Origin of the sequence: Edaphobacter bradus, from assembly GCF_025685645.1 — a bacterium.
Taxonomy (GTDB): domain Bacteria; phylum Acidobacteriota; class Terriglobia; order Terriglobales; family Acidobacteriaceae; genus Edaphobacter; species Edaphobacter bradus.
The window spans coordinates 54,552-72,354 of the sequence record NZ_JAGSYF010000004.1 but is presented as its reverse complement, the minus strand read 5'-3'; the positions used below and the strand labels follow the sequence as shown (position 1 = coordinate 72,354).

Sequence of the window (17,803 nt, the reverse complement as noted above, 5' to 3'; positions counted from 1 at the left end):
AGGAATTCGCGCGGGCGGAGCTATTTCTTTTCAGCGTCCTTCAACACAGCCATCGCGGCATTACGACCGTTGATGCCGATTACGCTGCCGCCTGGGTGCGTGCACGCTCCGCAAAGATAGACGCCCTGCATCGGCGTGCGTACAGACAGCCGATTGGACCACATGTATGCAGGCAGGCATTCACCCTGAAAGATATGACCGCCCGTCAGACCCACCTTACGCTCGATATCCGGAGGACCCAATACCTGCGTGTCCAACACCGCATTGCTCATATTGGAACAAAAGCGCGCGAGAGACCTCACTACGAGTTGGCGCACTTCTTCCCGCCGTTCATCCCATGTGCCGCGCGAAAACGTGTAGGGAACATATTGCGCAAAGACACTCATCGTGTGTTGCCCAGTTGGAGCAACCGTCGCATCGTGGACGCTTTGGCAGTACAACTCGCACCACAGGGATTCTGGCAGTTCACCTCGTTGTGCAGCGGCGAAGGCGGCCTTCCACTCAGCTTTGGTAAGAGGCGCATTGATCTGCCCGTAATGATGCGGCTGATCCTTTCCCGGGCGGGCCGTGAAGTCGGGCAGTTCACGAAGCAGTACATTCATTTTCACGGTGCAACCTTCGATTGGAATCTCGTCTACACGCTTGCTCCACGCAGAGTCCGCCGCAGTTCCCAGCAATTTCTGCGTTTGCCGCGGGTCGGCGTTTGAGATCACTACCGGGGCAGAGATACGTTCGCCGCCCTCGAGGACGACACCATCTCCCGGAATGATCTGCGCGACAGGAATACCGGTAGCAACGACCGCTCCCGCTTCACGTGCGGCATCGCAAAAGTAAAACGAGACCATGCCCATGCCGCCTTTCACATAGCCCCACATACCAGGCATTCCGCCAAGCCGGCCGGAAGAATGATGAAATCGAATTGAAGCCGTACCAGCGGTGAACGGGCTCGCGTTCGTACCAATCACTCCCTGTCCAAAGTACGCGGTCTGCAGGCGCTCATCGATCAGGTAGTGTTCGACGAATTCAGCCATCGACCAGTCGAAGAGTACGTGCCTCGCCTCCTCGTCGGCATGAAGCCGCTCTTCAATCTGCTCGCGTGTGGGAGGCTCGCCAATCCACATGTCTCTGTCGCTCGCTGGCCGCAAGGTATCGCGCAACCTGCGAATGACATCGCTCATTGCACGCCAGCCCTCTACATCCCGGTGGGAGAAGTTGCGAATCTCCTCCTCGCACCGCGGATCATCGTCCCAGAGTTGAATACTGGAGCCGTCAAGAAATGGAACGAACAGTCCATTGACCGCTGCAGTCCACTGAAAGCCGCGCCTCGGCAAATCCAATTCTGAGACGACAAGCGGATGCAGCAGGCCGGCCAGATAAGCGCATGGAGACATGCGCACGCCGGGAAAAGGCTCCTCAATGGTGCAGGCGCCACCCACACGCCTGCGGCTCTCAAGCACAAGTACGCGCTTGCCCGACCGCGCCAGATAGGTTGCACAGGCAAGTCCGTTGTGACCTGCTCCAACGACGATTACATCCCAGACGCGCGAGGCCAGCTCATGTACAGGCGCCGGCAAGCCTATTTCGCCGAGAGTAGCCGCTGTGGGGGAACTCATCCTCACAGTATCTACACGGAAACGATGGGTGGCTATGCAGTAGTGGCATCCGAGGCGGAATCCAGGTACTTAATGAGTAACACCTCATTCCCGATCTCACTGTAGATCAACTCGTCCACAGTGCCGCCCGCCACAAGAAGACCGTATCCCCCGACGCGCATTCCTTCTGCTTCACGCTGCACAAGGTGAGCTGTGGGATCATGAGGCGGATTTGCGATAGCCGTGTGAGTAAGAGATCCAGGGCGGAAGCCAGCCCCAGGGTCACGCACGTAAAACACTAGTGCTCTTCCGGTGCGAACGGCGGTGACCTCGACAATCTGTTCAGGATTAAACGCCGCTCCGTGCTCCATGGCGTTCATCAATATCTCTCGCAACGCCAGCATCATCTCCTGCAGCGCGTTCTCAGGCAATTGAGCGTTAAGCTCTTTCGCAAAAGTCATGAGGCGCTCCGCTGTGATGAGGCGGCAATGTATGCGGACGGACACCCAGCCGGGCCTGGCCGATAGAACATGTATGTCGTCTCGCCATTGGCTGTCAGACGCCGCGCTACAGGCCAGGTTCGCGATCTCGCAAGGATCAAACGGAGGTGTGAAGCAAGCGAATACCCGAGCACGCAGGGCCGCGATCACGTCGTCCGGAGTGCTTTGACGAGCCAGGAGGATACACTTTACCCCCGGCCTGATGCCGCGCATCTCCTCCAACAGCGCCAGGTCTTCATCGACAGCGCTGTCGGGATGGGTGATTACGACCCCAAACGATCGCTTACGCAATCGCTGCAGGGTGTCGGCGTGCCCGGCCGAATACTCCATGGGGAAAGCGGCGGCAGAGAGCGCATCGCCGATCTCGCGGCTCACCTGGGTGTCACTTCCAATCACAAGGACCCGGCTCATATGGTGCTCCGAGGTAATGAACTAATGCGGCCTATCTCGACGCAGGTATCTTTCCCTCAAGCACGTCGTGAATAAGCCGCCTCCCGAACTCCAGTTCCTCGGGATTGATCGTGTGCGGCATTCCTTCGTATCGACGAGTCGTGACCACAGCATTCATCTCGCGCAATCTCTTTGCCGTCGCCTCAACCCGCTTCCATGGAACATGTGGGTCCGGATCGCTCGAGCCAAGAAAGACCGGAGTCCCTGCGAGATCTCCCGCGTGCGCGAGGTCTGCCTCAGGAGGTCCGATCAATCCGCCGGTGAACCCAATTAGTCCCGCATATCTGGCAGGATTGCGCGCAACAAACTCCGTCGCGAGACACGCCCCCTGCGAAAATCCACACACAAAGATGCGATCCCGTGGAACGCCCGCGTCGATTGCAGTCTGGACCGTCGCTGCGATCTTCCTGATCGCCGAGGTGAGCCATGGCTCGTTCTCAGCAATCGGTGCGAGAAACGAATACGGATACCAGGTACGTCCTGCCGCCTGCGGCGCCAGGTACGCGAGCTGCGAGTGGTACAGGGGCTGCGAGAGACTGAGGATGTCCTCAGCCGACCCGCCACGCCCATGCACTAAGACAACAGCTCCGCTGGCCTCCGCGAGCGGCACGCCAGCATGGAGTACAGGCTGCGCCTGATGCGGATCGTTGCTCATGCCGTCGTCACTGCCTTGTGAAGCTCGATCGGCAGGAGGCGCTGCTCGATCACGCTGCGATGCCCTTCCAGCCATGGCGGAATGCGCAACTCCTCGCCGAGCGACTCAATCGGCTCATCCCACAGGAAGCCCGGAGGATCGGTCGCCAGCTCAAACAGCACCCCGCCCGGCTCACGAAAGTAAACGGACTGAAAGTAAGTCCGTTCCTGCACTGGCGTCACTTCGACATACTTCCCAAGCACGCTCTTCCACTCGAGTTGCGACGCATCATCCGCTATGCGAAAGGCGATATGGTGCACGCTGCCAGCGCCCATGCGGCCGTGGCTCGCCTTCGGATCGATGACAAGATCAATGTGATTTCCCAGAGCGTTGCCTTCCGCGGAGAACCGCTGGCGGTTTCCCTCTTCTGCAATCTTCCGGAAGCCCATTACACCAAGAATCTTCGCGGTCTCTTCGGCACTGTGCAGATACAGGGTGACGCCAAAGAATCCACGCAGCGCATGTTCCGCAGGCACCGAGGCATATCGCGGAACCTTCACCGAAGGGGCATCCGCATGCCCGACGATCTCAATCTTCATGCCGTCCGGGTCTGCAAAAGTAAGCACCTCTTCGTTAAACCGCTTCCCTGTGCGCTCCACCGGAAGGTGATTCTCACGCAGTCTCTTCTCCCAGTAGTCCAGCGACGTCAGCGGAACGCTGTAGGCTGTCTTCGTCACCTCGCCCGCGCCTGCCACTCCGCGCGCTGCTCTTGCCCAGGGGAAGAAGGTAAGAATCGTGCCCGGCGTGCCCTCATCATCGCCAAAGTAAAAGTGATACGTGCCCGGATCATCGAAGTTGACGGTACGTTTGACGAAGCGCAGCCCCAAGGTCTCTGTGTAGAAATCCAGGTTGCGCTGTGGATCGGACGCAATAGCAGTCACGTGATGAAGACCCACGATAGGTTTCGGCATTGCGGACCTCTTTCTTCCAGTACGGCGAAACCTGAATCGCCGTACTCGTTGACTTCAGCACCACACAAGCAGTGCCGCTGGAATATCGCTTCATACTGCCTTGAGCGTCTCCGCCAGGAACCACGTACGGCGTTCTGTCTCGTCGATCCAGTTCTCAAGTAAGCTGGCGGTGGCGACATCCTTGTGTTCGTCGCAGATATCGTGGGCCTCGCGCATGAATCCGGTGAGCCGCGCGTTGTCGCTGCAAAGCTCCGTGAGCATCGCCCGAGGCGCCACCTGCGCCTTGTTGTTGTCCTCCAGGCGCTGATGCTGCGCGATGTCGCTGATGGAGCGGATCGTCGTCGTTCCAAGCTTCCGTGCGCGCTCTGCGATGTCATCCGTCATGGCAAAGATCTGTTCGCCCTGCTCATCCAGCAGCAGGTGGTAGTCACGAAAGTGCGGGCCACTCATATGCCAGTGGAAATTCTTGGTCTTTAGGTACAGCGCAAACACATCTGCCAGCAGTGCATAGAGAGTGCGGCCGATCTCTTCGATTCCCTCTGCGCTCAAACTGGAAGCTGTCCCGGGCGACGTCGCTCTTTTCATTAATGGATCTCCTCTCACTGCGACTATTGGATGCATCTGATTGTAAAAGGATTTTCGACGGTGGCAGGAGCCCGACAAGTCGGAGGAAACGATACAACGCCAATACAAAGCACGGCCGGCGAACGGCAACCCATGCCTCACCATCGGTTGAGCCTGAACCCTACTTGATATCGAGGGGAGTAGATATTGACCGAAGAGCTCTGCGTGTTCACGACAAGAAGGTTCCCCGGAGCCACCGTGAGATTGAGCTGGCCGTCCACGTCCAACTTCTAGCCCTTGCTACTCTTAATCGCTGGTGCCGTCGTACTCTCTGCGGCACCGGCTTGTTTTCTTAGCCCCTGTGGAGCGACGGAGATGCGTCTACGTCTGTACACCCTGGCTGGAGCCGCTCTCGCTCTATTCCTCTGCGGAGCCACTCCTGCCCTGCCGTATGATTCTCAACCCGCCGACCGCAGCAGCCTGCCCTGAGCGAAGCCGAATGGGGAGGAATCTGCTCCCCTGCCGGACTAGCTGTCGAGTTTCTTCACGACAAGTTCATTGAGCAGCGCAGGATTGGCCTGGCCCTTGGAGAGGCGCATGACCTGGCCGACAAAGAAGGCGGCGACGGTCTTTTTGCCGCCACGGTACTGCTCGACCTGCTTGGGATTGGCGGCGATGACCTCATCGATCATCGTCTCGATGGCTGAGGCGTCGGAGATCTGCTGCGGCTTGTCGCGTTCGTAGATCTCGGGGAAGTCCTTGCCCTCGGCGAAGCTTGTGTCGAGCAGTTGCTTGAGGATCTTGCTGGAGATCTCACCGGATTCGGCAAGGTCGGCGGCGAGTACGATCCCGTCAAGCGAGACCGGCGACTGGTCGTCGGCGAGGCCGGCGGCGCGCAGACGCATGGTGATCTCAGAGAGCAGGATTGCGGCGACGCGCTTAGGCGACTTCGCCTTCTTCGCGGCGGCCTCAAAGCGGTCGGCAAAGTCGCGGGTGGCGCCGAGCGTGGCGGCGTCCTGCTCGGAGAGGCCGTAGTCGGCGATCATGCGGGCGCGGCGTGCCTCGGGCAACTCAGGGAGTTGCTTGAAGATCTCGGCCTGCCAGTCAGAACCGACAACCAGCGGCGGAAGGTCGGGCTCGGGGAAGTAGCGGTAGTCGTGGGCCTGCTCCTTGCTCCGCATGGAAAACGTCCGGCCCTCGGCGTTGTTCCAGAGGCGCGACTCCTGCACAACGCGGCCGCCGTCTTCGAGAACTCCGATCTGGCGCTCGATCTCGTACTCGAGCGCGGCGCGTATGTAGCGGAACGAGTTGACATTCTTGACCTCAGCCTTGGTGCCGAACTTGTCGGCGCCCTTGAGCATGACGCTCACATTCGCGTCACACCGCAGGCTCCCCTCTTCCATGTTGCAGTCGCTGACGCCGGTGTAGAGCAGAATCTCCTTGAGCCGTGTGAGGTACTCGTAAGCCTCGTCGGGCGTGCGAATGTCGGGCTCGGAGACGATCTCGATGAGCGGGGTTCCGCAGCGATTGAGGTCGATGTAGGTGCGCGAGATGGAGTCGGCGAAACCGTCGTGGAGGCTCTTGCCGGCGTCCTCCTCCATGTGGAGGCGCGTGATGCCGATGCGCTTCGCGTTCCCGTTGGCGTCGGGAATTTCGATCCAGCCGTGTTCGGCGAGCGGCCTGTCGAACTGCGAGATCTGGTACCCCTTGGGCGAGTCGGGGTAGAAGTAGTTCTTGCGCGAGAAGATGCTGGTCTCGCGGATCTCGCAGTTGAGGGACTTGGCCGCAAGCACGGCGAACTCCACTGCGCGGCGGTTGAGCACAGGCAGCGCGCCGGGCAGGCCGAGGCAGGTGGGGCAGACGTGCGTATTGGGCTCGCCGCCATACTGGTTGATGCAGCCGCAGAAGGCCTTGGTCTCGGTGAGGAGCTGAACGTGGACCTCAAGGCCGATGACGGGCTGATACTTGGCGAGAACCTCGGGCGAGAGCGCGGTTGCGGTGGACATACTCAGGATGATTCTACCAAGCGGCTGCAGGCGCGACAGGCGGGTCGCGTCGCTGTGAGAAAATTGCCCAGAGATCGCCGGTCGTGAGAGATCGACCAGAGATTCGAGCAGCGATGTGAGGGCCTCCGATGAAGCAGCAACCTCCCCCGAAGATCCGCAGTTATGGAGTGGATTCGCGCCACCTGGTTCCGATGCTTCGCGACCTGGTTGAGCTGGGAACGGTGCGGTTGGCCGATCGCAGGAAACGCGGATATGTTGTGCAGCTCGGGCGCAATGTGCGGCAGCACGCCTTCGATGCGCGCGACCCGCTGCCGTCCATCCAGCACGCGGAACTCGCGTCGTTCCTGGGCTGCGCGGAGCCGCCCAATATCGTTCTGCCGCCTATCGACACGATCAGCCTCTCGGGGCTGGGTTTCGTGGTTCCGTATACGCTGCTGGCCACGATCGCCAGCGCGCTGAAACCACGCAAGATCTTTGAGAGTGGGACGTTTCGCGGCGTCTCGACGCTGACGATGGCCCTGAATGCTCCGGAAGCCGAGGTCTATACGCTCGATCTGCCGGAGGAGTACGGCGAGTCCGAGGTGAACACGCTGAGCCGAGGGGACAAGGAGTGGGTGAGGCTCTCGCGCACTTCGACAGGCTTCGCGTTTCAGGGGCATCCCGCCGCCCGGCGCATTCACCAGCTTCGCGGCAACTCCATCGGGTTTCAGCCGCCTGCTTTTCTCAACGGAACCGACCTCTGCTTCATCGACGGCGGGCACTCCTACGAGTGCATCAAGGCCGATACGGAGACGGCGCTCAAGATTCTTTCGCCCGCCGGCGTCATTGTGTGGGATGACTACAGCTGGTTTGTCGAGGGCGTGGAGCAGTACCTGATGGAACTGAGCCAGACACTGCCGCTCTATCGCATTGCGGGAAGCCAGCAGGTGATCTACCGGCGCGATCCGGCCGAAGCCTAAAAAACAGGTTGTGGGCCCCCAAATTCGCTGACTACTCCTGCCCTGCCGTCTCCCGGCGGGTGAGGACGCCTTCAACGTTGGTCTTGTCGATGAGCAGGACGCCGGTGTCGATGAAGGAGGGGTACGGGGCGAAGGGATCGAGCTCATAGTCTTCGCCGAGGGGTTTGACGGGGTAGTGGTGGATGTCGTCCAGCGCCTTGAGGCCCATGAGGGCCATGGTGTAAGGCTTCTGCGAGATGGTGGAGTCGATGATGCCGTCCTTGACGAGCTGCAGTGTTGCCTCATCGGTGTCCATGGTGACGAGCAGACGGCCGGGATCGCCGTTGGCTTCGACGCGGCGCAGCGACTCGCCCACGTCCCTGCCGGCGGAGGACTGCAGGCAGACGAGCGCGTCGATCCTGTCAGCGCCCTTGCGTCCGAGGTATTCGGCGGCCTTGTCCATGGCGAGGCCTGCGTCGCCCTTCATGTCGAAAACCTCGACGACCTTGATTCCGGGGAATCCGGAGAAGACGTCCTTGTAACCCTTGAGCCGCTCATCGAGGTTCGGCTGGCCGGGCATGGTGAAGAAGACAACATTGCCCTTGCCGTTGAGCATGGCGGCGACTCTCGCGCCGCCGAGTCTCCCTGCCTGAAGGTTGTTCGTCCCGATGAAGTAGAGGCGGTGGCTCGAGGGGGCGTCGGAGTCTATGGTGATGACGGGGATGCCCGCTGCGACCGCGGCGTCGATCTGAGGGCCAAGCAGCTTCGGGTTGGTGACTGAGACGAGGATTCCCGCAGGTTTGCGCGCGATTATGCTGTGGAGCTCGTCGGCCTCGGCCTGGGGATCAAAATTCTTGGGGCCGAGCATCTCGGCTGTGACGCCGAGGACGAAGGCGGCCTTCAGGAATCCAGCTTCGGCCGTCTTCCAGTAGGGCAGGTCGACGTTCACGGTGATGAGGTAATAATGCTCGCTTTTGCTGTGTCGCGTGCAACCTGTAAGCAGTGGAAGTACGCCTGCCAGAAGCGCAAAAATTACCCGTTCGCTCAACTTGCTCATGATCATCCTCCATCTGGATTTTTCTGTCCGAATCCACGCGATCCCGCAGTCTCCTCCAGGCAGCACATCTTCGACCACCTCGCCACCGGTCCCTTCAAGCCTTGTATCGACAAAACCTCCCTTTCACAGATCGTCGAGGCCCACAGCTACGTGCAATCCAAAGCACAGGTCCGCACACCTAGTCGTCTAAGTTCCAGACCGCATACGTAAGCGCTCTGCCACGTGGCCAGTGTGCCGGCAAGAGATCCTACTGCAGCTCTACAGCACGGACCCGATCCAGAAGCGGATCCACATTGGTCTTATCGACGAGCGATACCCCCGTGTCGATATTAAAAGGGAACGGCGAAAACGGATCGAGCCCATAGTCCTGCGAAAGCGGCTTCACTGGGTAGTGATGAACCTCATCCAGCGCCTTCAAACCAAGAAGACCCATTGTGTAGGGCTTCTGCGAAATCGTCGAATCGATGATCCCGTCCTTCACGAGCAGCAAAGTCCCAACCGCCACGTCCATAGTCACTAGCAGTCGGTCCTTCGTATTGGTCCGCTTCAATACCTCCCCCACATCTTTACCCGATGAGGACTCAAGGCACACAATCGCATCCACCTTGTTGGCCCCCGTTCGGGCAAGGTACTCAGGCGCTTTATCCATTGCCGTTCCCGAGTCCCCGTGCATGTCGAAGACATCCACCACCTTGATCCCCGGGTACGATGAAAACACATCTTTATAGCCCTTCAAACGTTCATCCAGATTCGGCTGCCCCGGATTAGTGATGAACACAACATTCCCCTTGCCGTTCAACTGTGCCGCCACGCGATGGCCACCCAGCTGTCCCGCCTCCAGGTTTTCCGTCCCGATGAAGTACAGCCGTTTGCTCTCCGGTGCATCCGAGTCCATCGTGATCACCGGTATCCCCGCCGCAATCGCAGCATCGATCTCCGGAGTCATCAACTTCGAACTTGCAACTGAGACAAGTATCCCCGTAGGCTTCAGCGCCACAACTTTGCGAAACTCATCCACCTCAGCCTGTGGATCGAACTTCGTCGGCCCCCTCACATCGGTCGTAACGCCATACCGCGCCCCTGCCTTTTGAAATCCGGCAGCAGCCGTCTTCCAGTACGGAAGGTCGGTGTTCGTCGCGACCATATAGTACCGCTCGCTCTTGCTGTGGCGCGTGCAGCCCTGCAGGACAGGAAGCGTGACTGCGATCAGTCCGAAGAGAATCACTCTGGTCCACATCCGCATCGGAAACCTCCAGCGAAACATGCCATCCGAGTTATCTCGTACCCGATAAATCGGGCAGCGCCGCAGGATAAATTAACCACGGCGGCGAAATATTACTCCTATATGGGGATAATTGGCATTTGGGGTCGACTAAAATCAAAACAGCATGGTTTTACCCTTCGTCCGCGAGTTACTCGCGGACTTGGAACACAGTGAGCCGTTTGAGCGAGTACGCCGCCATCTGAGCGGCGGATCGGGGCGTCGTCGTGTCTCTGGACTGACGGCAACGGCGCGGGCGCTCTACCTTCCCTACTTTGTCCGCGCGGCGAGTACTCCCGCGCTGATAATTGTCTCGGACAATAAGGCAGCTGAGGCCCTGCATGCGGGCGTGCTCGCTGCCTGCGAGCTGACCGGCGCGCTGAATGCAGAGGATGTATTGCGGCTGCCGGCGCACGATGTGCTTCCTTTCGAAAATCTTTCGCCTCATCCGGAGATCCAGGAGACGCGCGCGGCGACCCTCTGGAAGATCTGCTCGCAGACGGCACACGGGCCGCGGCTGGTAATCGCGCCCATCGAGGCGGCGTGTATGCGGCTGTTTGCCCGGGACTTCTACGCGGCGCTGGCGTTGCGGATTCGCGTGGGCGAGGAGCACCTTCCGGAGATGCTGGTAGAGCACCTGCTCGCGGTGGGCTACACACGCGTTGACGTCGTGGAGATGCCCGGGCAGGTAACGATTCGCGGCGGCATCATCGATGTCTACAGCCCGGAGCAGGAGCGGCCGGTGCGCATCGACTTCTTCGGTGATGAGATCGAGGCGATCCGGCGGTTCGATCCGGAGACGCAGCGGTCTTCGTCGTCTGTGGACGAGGCGCTACTGCTGCCGCTGACGGAGGTGCCTGTCGACGAACGCGTGCTCGGAGCGATCAACGCGCGGCTGACTCGCGCAGGCTCGGCCGGTGCGGCGCTGGAGGGGGGCGAGGAGCCGGTGGAGTTGCAGACGCACGTTGCCACACGGACGGGCGAGGCGACCGTATTTCCGGGGTGGGAGTTTTTCGCTCCCGTGGCAGGCGCAAACCAGACGCTCCTGGACCTGATGGGGACGTCCACGCGGGTCTTCGTCGAAGAGCCGGCGATGGTGAAGAACCAGGGCGAGCGCTGGTGGAACAAGGTCGAGCAGCGGCACGACCGCTCCGGAATCGGGTCGCTCGTACGGCCGGAGGATGTCTATCTCTCGCCGTGGGACCTTGAGGACCGGCTGCGGCGCACGACGGGGTGCGACCTCGATCAGCTCGGCGCGGTGGATGTGCTGGAGGCGGACCGCAGCGAGCTCTCGGAGGTGGACTTTGCGACGCGGCCAACGCAGCGGTTCCACGGATCGATCCCGGCGCTGGTGGATGCGCTGCAGTCGCTAATGCGGCAGGAGGCGCGGATTCTGCTGACGGCTCCGAACCAGGGCGAGGTGGAGCGGCTGGCCGGGATGCTGCAGGAGTACCAGATTCCCTACCGGCTTGGGTCCCGCATCGAGCATGGATCCTCCACGGTGTACTCAGAGTCGAGCTATCTGGCGGGAGATCTGCGGACACCGGTGATCGTGAAGACGACGATTGCGGCGGGCGTGCAGATTCTCGACCTCGACAAGGCGACGGCGCGGCAGATGGTGATCTTCGGCGCGCAGGATCTGTCGGACGAGGCGGATGTTACGGTGCGGCCGGCTCGCCGTGGGAGATCGAAGGCTGCCGCGTTCATCTCGGACTTCCGCGATCTTGCAGTAGGCGATTATGTCGTCCACGTCGAGCATGGCATCTCACGCTACTGCGGGCTACGAGTCATTGAGGAAAACGACGCGCCTCCGCTGGAGCTGATGATCCTGGAGTTCGCGGATGAAGCGAAGCTGTATGTTCCCCTGACGCGGCTGGACCTGATTCAGAAGTACCGCTCGACGGAGACGGGGCCTGCGCCGCAGCTCAACAAGCTGGGCACGCAGGGCTGGCAGAAGACCAAGGCCCGCGTGAAGAAGGCGATGGCCGACATGGCCGCCGAGTTGCTGAAGCTGTATGCGCAGCGAGAGGCGACACAGGGCACGCCATTTTCGGCTGACACGAATATGCAGCGCGAGTTCGAGGACGCCTTCGACTTCAACGAGACCGACGATCAGCTCTCGGCGATTGCAGACATCAAGGCCGATATGGAGTCGACGCAGCCGATGGACCGGCTGCTGTGCGGCGACGTGGGCTACGGCAAGACCGAAGTCGCCATGCGTGCGGCGTTCAAGGCCGTACAGGACTCGAAGCAGGTGGCTGTACTGACGCCGACCACCGTGCTGAGCTTCCAGCACTACGAGAGCTTCAAGCGGAGGTTTGCGAACTTTCCCGTCACGGTCGAGATGATCTCGCGGTTCCGCACGGCGAAGGAGCAGAAGGAGATTCTTGAGAAGGTCGAGCAGGGCAAGGTCGATATTCTCATCGGGACGCACCGGATTCTCTCGAAGGACCTGAAGTTTCAGGATCTGGGGCTGCTCGTCGTCGACGAGGAGCAGCGGTTCGGCGTGCGGCACAAGGAGCGCCTGAAGCACATGCGCGCTGCGATTGATGTGCTGAGCATGTCGGCGACGCCGATTCCACGCACGCTACACATGTCGCTCATCGGGCTGCGCGATATGAGCGTGATCGAGACGCCGCCGAAGGACCGCATGGCGATCCAGACGATCGTCGCTAAGTTCGATGAGAAGCTGGTGCGGACGGCGATCGAGATGGAGCTGGAGCGCGGCGGGCAAACGTACTTCGTTCACAATCGCGTGGAGACGATCTACGACCTTGCCGCGAAGATTCGCGAGCTGGCGCCGCAGGCGCGCGTCGTAGTTGGACACGGACAGCTTCCTGAGGCAGAGCTGGAGCGCGTGATGCTGGCCTTCATGAACCACGAGTACGACGTGCTGGTGGCGACGTCGATCATCGAGAACGGGTTGGACATTCCGCTGGCCAACACCATCGTCGTGAATCGCGCGGACCGGCATGGGCTCTCGGAGCTATATCAATTGCGCGGGCGTGTTGGACGCTCGAACCGGCGCGCCTACGCGTATCTGCTGATTCCGCCGGAGACAGAGCTGACGGAGATTGCGCGGCGCAGGTTAGCTGCGCTGAAGGAGTTTTCTGACCTTGGCGCGGGCTTCAAGATCGCCGCGCTCGACCTGGAGCTTCGCGGCGCTGGAAACATGTTGGGCGGCGAACAGTCAGGCCACATCGAGGCCATCGGGTTTGAGATGTATACGACGATGCTCGAAGAAGCCGTGCGAAAGATCAAGGGCGAGGGAGAGAAGCCGGCGCATGCGGCGACAGTGCTCAATCTTGGCATCAGTGTGCGCATCGATTCGGACTACATTCCCGAGGAGAACCAGCGGCTGCGGATGTACAAGCGTATCGCTGGCGCGGAGACCTTCGAAGAGCTTGCGGGGGTTCGCGATGAGTTGCAGGACAGGTATGGCACGCCGCCGGAGTCAGTGCTCAACCTGCTGGCGGCGGGTGAATTGCGGCTGCAGTGCCAGCAGCTCGGGATTGCGCAGATGGACCGCAAGCGGACGCAGGTCGAACACAACAAGGTGAAGAGCTTCGTGGAGATGCTCCACATCAAATTTGCCGAACCGGCAGACGGAGCGACTGACAGCGGCCGCGTTGTCGATCCCGGCGTGCTGATGAAGCTGGTCAGCCGAAACGCCAGGCGGGGCGCGCAGTTCAGCCCGCAGGGTGTTCTGCGCTGGCCGCTTACAAGCGCAAAGGCGGAGGATGTTCTTGTCGAAACGCGCGAGCTGCTGGATGCCTTGGATACCTCTAAAGCGGTTCGCTGATTGCGAGTCTGGTGCAGGAGTATGATTCCTTCATCTGGAGGTGCTCCCATGCATGAGACGATTCGCGTTGGCGAGATGAGCATTACCTTCATCAAGACCAGGCACGAAACGGCGGGGAGCCTGGATCTGTACGAGGTGACGATTCCCCCGCATGCAAATGTTCGCCTCCCTCACATTCATCGCAAATATGACGAGACCGTCTTCGGGATGAACGGGGTTGTCACCTGGACTCTGGATGGCAAGGAGATTCCCGTCGAGCCCGGGGACACGCTTTTTGTTCCCAGGGGCACCCCGCACTTCTATACAAATCTTGGGGACACCACCGCCCGGATGATGTGTATGCATACGCCCGGAGTCTTGGGGTCGGGGTTCTTTCGCGAGTTGAGCATGCACTTCAACCCTGAAGGGCCTCCGGACATTGCTGGCATTAGCGAGGTGATGGTGCGGTACGGCGTCTTCCCCTCAATCAGTGCGCACAATGACGAATACCCTTTACCGAAGGATCATATTGGACGCATCGTCGTTTGACGGAGCCCCCATGTTTCTGCGCCGCCGCGCGGTGCCAATTGCTGCGTTTCTTCTTTGTCTCCCGCTCGTCGCGGCGCACGCGCAGACCCGCTTCTCGGCCCCAATGTCAACCAGGAACGAGACCGCTATGTCCATGCATGCTACCGGACTTTTCGAAGTCACGCTGGCACCCGCGGACGACAAGATCGATCCCAGCCTCGGGATCGATCCCAGCCTCGGCCGCATGACTATCGACAAGCATTTCCACGGCGATCTGGAGGCTACAAGCAAGGGCGAGATGCTCTCGGCTTCGACCGCAACCAAGGGCTCAGCGGGCTATGTCGCCATTGAGGTAGTCAGCGGCACGCTGCGAGGACACACCGGGACCTTCGTGCTGCAGCACACAGGCGTGATGAACCGGGGAGTGCCGTCGCTCTCGATAACAGTGGTGCCCGACTCCGGCACTGGGCAACTCACCGGACTGGTGGGAAGGATGACGATCAATATCGTCGACGGCAAGCACTCTTACGATTTCAACTACTCGCTGCCCGAAACTCGGTAGCGCAAACGCAGTGATCCAGCGTGCGCGAGGCCGCTTGGAGTCTGTAGACTCACAGTACAGGCTATGACCCGCAAACACGCCGCCACAACCATTCTTGGAGCGATTATGCTCGCATCGACCTCATGTGCTCCGGCACCAGCTCAGAGCCTCTCGGCTGACGGAGCCGCTCAGTCGTTCAGCTTTCTGGCAGACCGGTACTTCTCCGACGTCTACTTTCACTTCTCGCCGACGCTGGGAACACAGGCGGGTCTGCATCAATACGACTCGCAGCTCGAGGACTACTCCCCGGCCACCATTCAGAAACAGACCGCCGCGCTGCATGAGTACGAGAAGAAGCTCGCTGCGATCGACCCCTCGGCGCTTGATGCCAGTCCCGCGGCTGACTATGCCATGCTGCTCAACAGCATTCGTTCGAGCCTGCTGACGCTTGAGGTGATTCGCCCCTGGGAGAAGAACCCGGACGCATACTCTTCTGGGATTACGAACTCGGCCTTTGTGATCATGGAACGCAACTATGCTCCCGCAGATGTTCGGCTGCGTGCGTTGATCGAGCGCGAGAAGCAGATGCCGCAGGTGCTGGAAGAGGCACGCAGGAACCTGAAGAACCCGCCACGCATCTACACCGAGATTGCACTCGAGCAGATCGAGGGCCTCGTGAGCTTCTTCGTGAGCGATGTTCCGAAGGCCTTCAAGGATGTGACGGATCCCGCCACCCGCGCGGCCTTCGACAAGTCGAATGGGGCGGTCATCCAGGCCCTCAGGGAGTACGGCGCGTGGATGAAGAGTGATCTTATGCCTCGCTCGAACGGCGACTTCCGATTTGGCGCAGAGACCTTCGCGAAGAAGCTCTCCTACGACGAGATGGTGGATATTCCGCTCGATCGCCTGCTCGACATTGCGTATGCCGATCTGCACAAGAACCAGGCTGAATTCGCGCGCATTGCGAAGGAGATCGACCCGACAAAGACTCCGACCGAGGTTCTGGCTGAGCTGGCCACGATTCATCCGGCGCCGGACAAGCTGCTCGATTCGTTCCACAACACGTTCGACTCGCTGATCGCGTTTATCAACACCCACCACATCATCACGATCCCTTCGACCGTACAGCCAACGCTCGAGGAGACACCGCCCTTCATGCGCGCGACTACGCTTGCCTCAATGGATCCCCCGGGCCCGTTTGAGACCCATTCGACAAAGGCGTACTTCAACGTGACGCTGCCGGAGAAAAACTGGACAGCGGCGCATCTTGCCGAGCATATGGCCAGCTTCAACGTAGGCACGATCGTCTCGACCTCAGTGCACGAAGCATACCCCGGCCATTACACGCAGTTCCTCTGGATGCCGCAGTTTCCGTCGAACATCCGCAAAGTGATTGGCGCGAACACCAATATTGAGGGCTGGGCCCACTACACCGAACAGATGATGCTCGATGAAGGATACGCTGCGGCACCTGCGAACGCGACTCCGGAGCAGGTTCGCGAGGCCAGGCTGATCAAGCTCGGCCAGTTGCAGGATGCGCTGCTGCGCGACGCACGTTTCGTGAATTCGATCAAGCTGCACACGGGTCAGTTCACCTTCGATCAGGCCGTGGACTTCTTCGTCAAAGAGGGATACCAGTCCCACTCCGTTGGCTTGGTCGAGACCAAGCGCGGGACTGCCGACGCAACCTATCTTTACTACACGCTCGGAAAGCTCGAGATCATGAAGCTCCGCGAGGACGTGAAGAAGAAGCAGGGAGCGGCCTTCAATCTTCAGAACTTCCACGACGCGTTCATGCGGCAGGGTTTTGCTCCGGTCAAGATCATCCGTAAGACCATGCTTCACGACGACTCGCCAGTACTCTAGCCCGGCGGGTTAGTCGGCCACCACAACAACTGAAGCTTCCTTGGGCTGCCGGCCTAGCAGCGGCTCCTCAAGGAAGCGCCACGACAACTCTGCGTAGATCAGTGTGCCCGTTGTCCCTGCGACGACGGCCAGGTAGTGCGACAGATGCTCGTGTGCCAGCAGCAGCGCGGTGGTGTGGATGAGATAGACCGTATAGCTGATACGCCCAAGGTAGGTGATCGGAGGCAGCGTCAGGACCTTCACCCACCGCCCGCTCAGCGCCCATAGGACGAATCCAGCGCATGCTATAAGGCTCAACTCGTAGATCAGCGCATTCGCGCCCGGCGAGTTGGTCGTGGTCGTAAAGTGGTAACGGTTCGCCGCGTAGTACAGCAATGCGGCCGCGAGAAACGGCATTGCCAGGCCATAGTGTCCGTAACGCTCGATGGTCGCGCGGTGGTTGCGCCAGCCGATCGCCAGCAGCCCGCCGATCAGTAGCAGGTCCATGCGAAAGGGCGTGAGCGAATAGATCGGCCAGTAATTGGCAAACAGCGGCGTGCACGTGAAGCGGAGGATCGGGGCAGCCACGATCAGCGCTACGGTCGTCCATCCGAGCGCGGCCTCGCTCAGCAGATACACGGCAAACGGCCACAGCAGGTAAAACTGCTCCTCGACCGCAAGCGACCAGAGCACAGACAAGCTGCTTGGCATTGGAAGCTGAAATGCCAGCATGAAGTTCATCAGGCCGAAGTAAAGGTAGATGTGCCGCATCCACGCGAAGCCGAACACCGCTGTCGCCACCACCAGCAGCAGCAGATACGGCGGCAGAATTCGGCGCACGCGGCGCGCGTAGAACTCCTTGAAGTAACGCCCCATCTCCTTCGTCCGTTGCTTGAGCAGGATTCCGGTGATCAGGAAACCTGAGAGGACGAAGAACAGATCGACGCCCATCCACATGAGCTTGACTCGAAAAGCGTGATTCAGAAATACCATCAGAATCGCGACCGCACGAACACCGTCCAGCTGCGGAATACGTCCATGCGTCTGCGTCTTCACCGTGGGTTGATCCAAGCCCTAAGCTACCACAGCACAAGGACCGATTCATCCCGCGACCTGGTGATAGCGAGTGCGCGAA

The 17,803-nt window shown here is 60.2% G+C and carries 14 protein-coding genes; 5 read left to right on the top strand and 9 right to left on the bottom strand.

The features are described from left to right. Window positions 1-20 precede the first annotated feature (20 nt). From OHL16_RS15315 to gatB, 6 genes are all read right to left on the bottom strand, one after another. Complete coding sequence (locus OHL16_RS15315; protein WP_263368058.1) at window positions 21-1,613, bottom strand: phytoene desaturase family protein; 1,593 nt, start codon at window positions 1,611-1,613, stop codon at window positions 21-23. Between the two features lie 32 nt (window positions 1,614-1,645). Continuing rightward, complete coding sequence (locus OHL16_RS15310; protein WP_263368057.1) at window positions 1,646-2,503, bottom strand: ATP-binding response regulator; 858 nt, start codon at window positions 2,501-2,503, stop codon at window positions 1,646-1,648. Between the two features lie 31 nt (window positions 2,504-2,534). Further along, complete coding sequence (locus OHL16_RS15305; protein ID WP_263368056.1) at window positions 2,535-3,197, bottom strand: alpha/beta hydrolase; 663 nt, start codon at window positions 3,195-3,197, stop codon at window positions 2,535-2,537. Then, entirely contained in the window at window positions 3,194-4,147 is a 954-nt protein-coding gene (locus OHL16_RS15300) for a ring-cleaving dioxygenase (protein ID WP_263368055.1), read from the bottom strand. Before OHL16_RS15300 ends, OHL16_RS15305 begins: the two co-directional genes overlap by 4 nt. A 90-nt stretch (window positions 4,148-4,237) precedes the next feature. Continuing rightward, window positions 4,238-4,732, bottom strand: a complete 495-nt coding sequence (locus tag OHL16_RS15295) for a Dps family protein (RefSeq protein ID WP_263368054.1) — start codon at window positions 4,730-4,732, stop codon at window positions 4,238-4,240. A 506-nt stretch (window positions 4,733-5,238) separates the two neighbouring features. Next, window positions 5,239-6,717 carry an Asp-tRNA(Asn)/Glu-tRNA(Gln) amidotransferase subunit GatB gene (gatB, locus tag OHL16_RS15290; RefSeq protein WP_263368053.1) on the bottom strand — a complete coding sequence of 493 codons (1,479 nt, stop codon included), beginning with the start codon at window positions 6,715-6,717 and terminating at the stop codon, window positions 5,239-5,241. Between the two features lie 128 nt (window positions 6,718-6,845). Here gatB and OHL16_RS15285 point away from each other — a divergent pair, with 128 nt between their 5' ends. Then, window positions 6,846-7,676, top strand: coding sequence for an O-methyltransferase (locus OHL16_RS15285; RefSeq protein WP_263368052.1), 831 nt, complete (start codon window positions 6,846-6,848; stop codon window positions 7,674-7,676). Between the two features lie 31 nt (window positions 7,677-7,707). Here the strand turns inward: OHL16_RS15285 and OHL16_RS15280 are convergent, their stop codons facing one another. Continuing rightward, the gene (locus OHL16_RS15280; protein WP_263368051.1) at window positions 7,708-8,712 is read right to left on the bottom strand and encodes a substrate-binding domain-containing protein; all 1,005 of its coding nucleotides are present in this window, start codon (window positions 8,710-8,712) and stop codon (window positions 7,708-7,710) included. Window positions 8,713-8,959: 247 nt separating this feature from the next. Then, window positions 8,960-9,955 (bottom strand): substrate-binding domain-containing protein, encoded by a 996-nt coding sequence (locus OHL16_RS15275; RefSeq protein ID WP_263368050.1) that lies wholly within the window; start codon window positions 9,953-9,955, stop codon window positions 8,960-8,962. A 145-nt stretch (window positions 9,956-10,100) separates the two neighbouring features. Between OHL16_RS15275 and mfd the strand changes: the two genes are divergently transcribed. The 4 genes from mfd to OHL16_RS15255 all read left to right on the top strand — a co-directional run bounded on the left by mfd (window position 10,101) and on the right by OHL16_RS15255 (window position 16,689). After that, complete coding sequence (gene mfd, locus OHL16_RS15270) at window positions 10,101-13,775, top strand: transcription-repair coupling factor (protein ID WP_263368049.1); 3,675 nt, start codon at window positions 10,101-10,103, stop codon at window positions 13,773-13,775. 48 nt (window positions 13,776-13,823) lie between these two features. Continuing rightward, window positions 13,824-14,303 (top strand): cupin domain-containing protein, encoded by a 480-nt coding sequence (locus OHL16_RS15265; protein WP_263368048.1) that lies wholly within the window; start codon window positions 13,824-13,826, stop codon window positions 14,301-14,303. Between the two features lie 10 nt (window positions 14,304-14,313). Beyond that, window positions 14,314-14,844: a DUF3224 domain-containing protein gene (locus tag OHL16_RS15260; RefSeq protein ID WP_263368047.1), complete on the top strand. Its 531-nt coding sequence runs from the start codon at window positions 14,314-14,316 to the stop codon at window positions 14,842-14,844. Window positions 14,845-14,907: 63 nt separating this feature from the next. Next, a complete protein-coding gene (locus OHL16_RS15255) occupies window positions 14,908-16,689 on the top strand; it encodes a DUF885 domain-containing protein (protein WP_263368046.1) in 1,782 nt (593 codons plus the stop codon). 9 nt (window positions 16,690-16,698) lie between these two features. Here the strand turns inward: OHL16_RS15255 and OHL16_RS15250 are convergent, their stop codons facing one another. Further along, a complete protein-coding gene (locus tag OHL16_RS15250) occupies window positions 16,699-17,724 on the bottom strand; it encodes an acyltransferase family protein (protein ID WP_263368045.1) in 1,026 nt (341 codons plus the stop codon). Window positions 17,725-17,803: the final 79 nt, after the last annotated feature.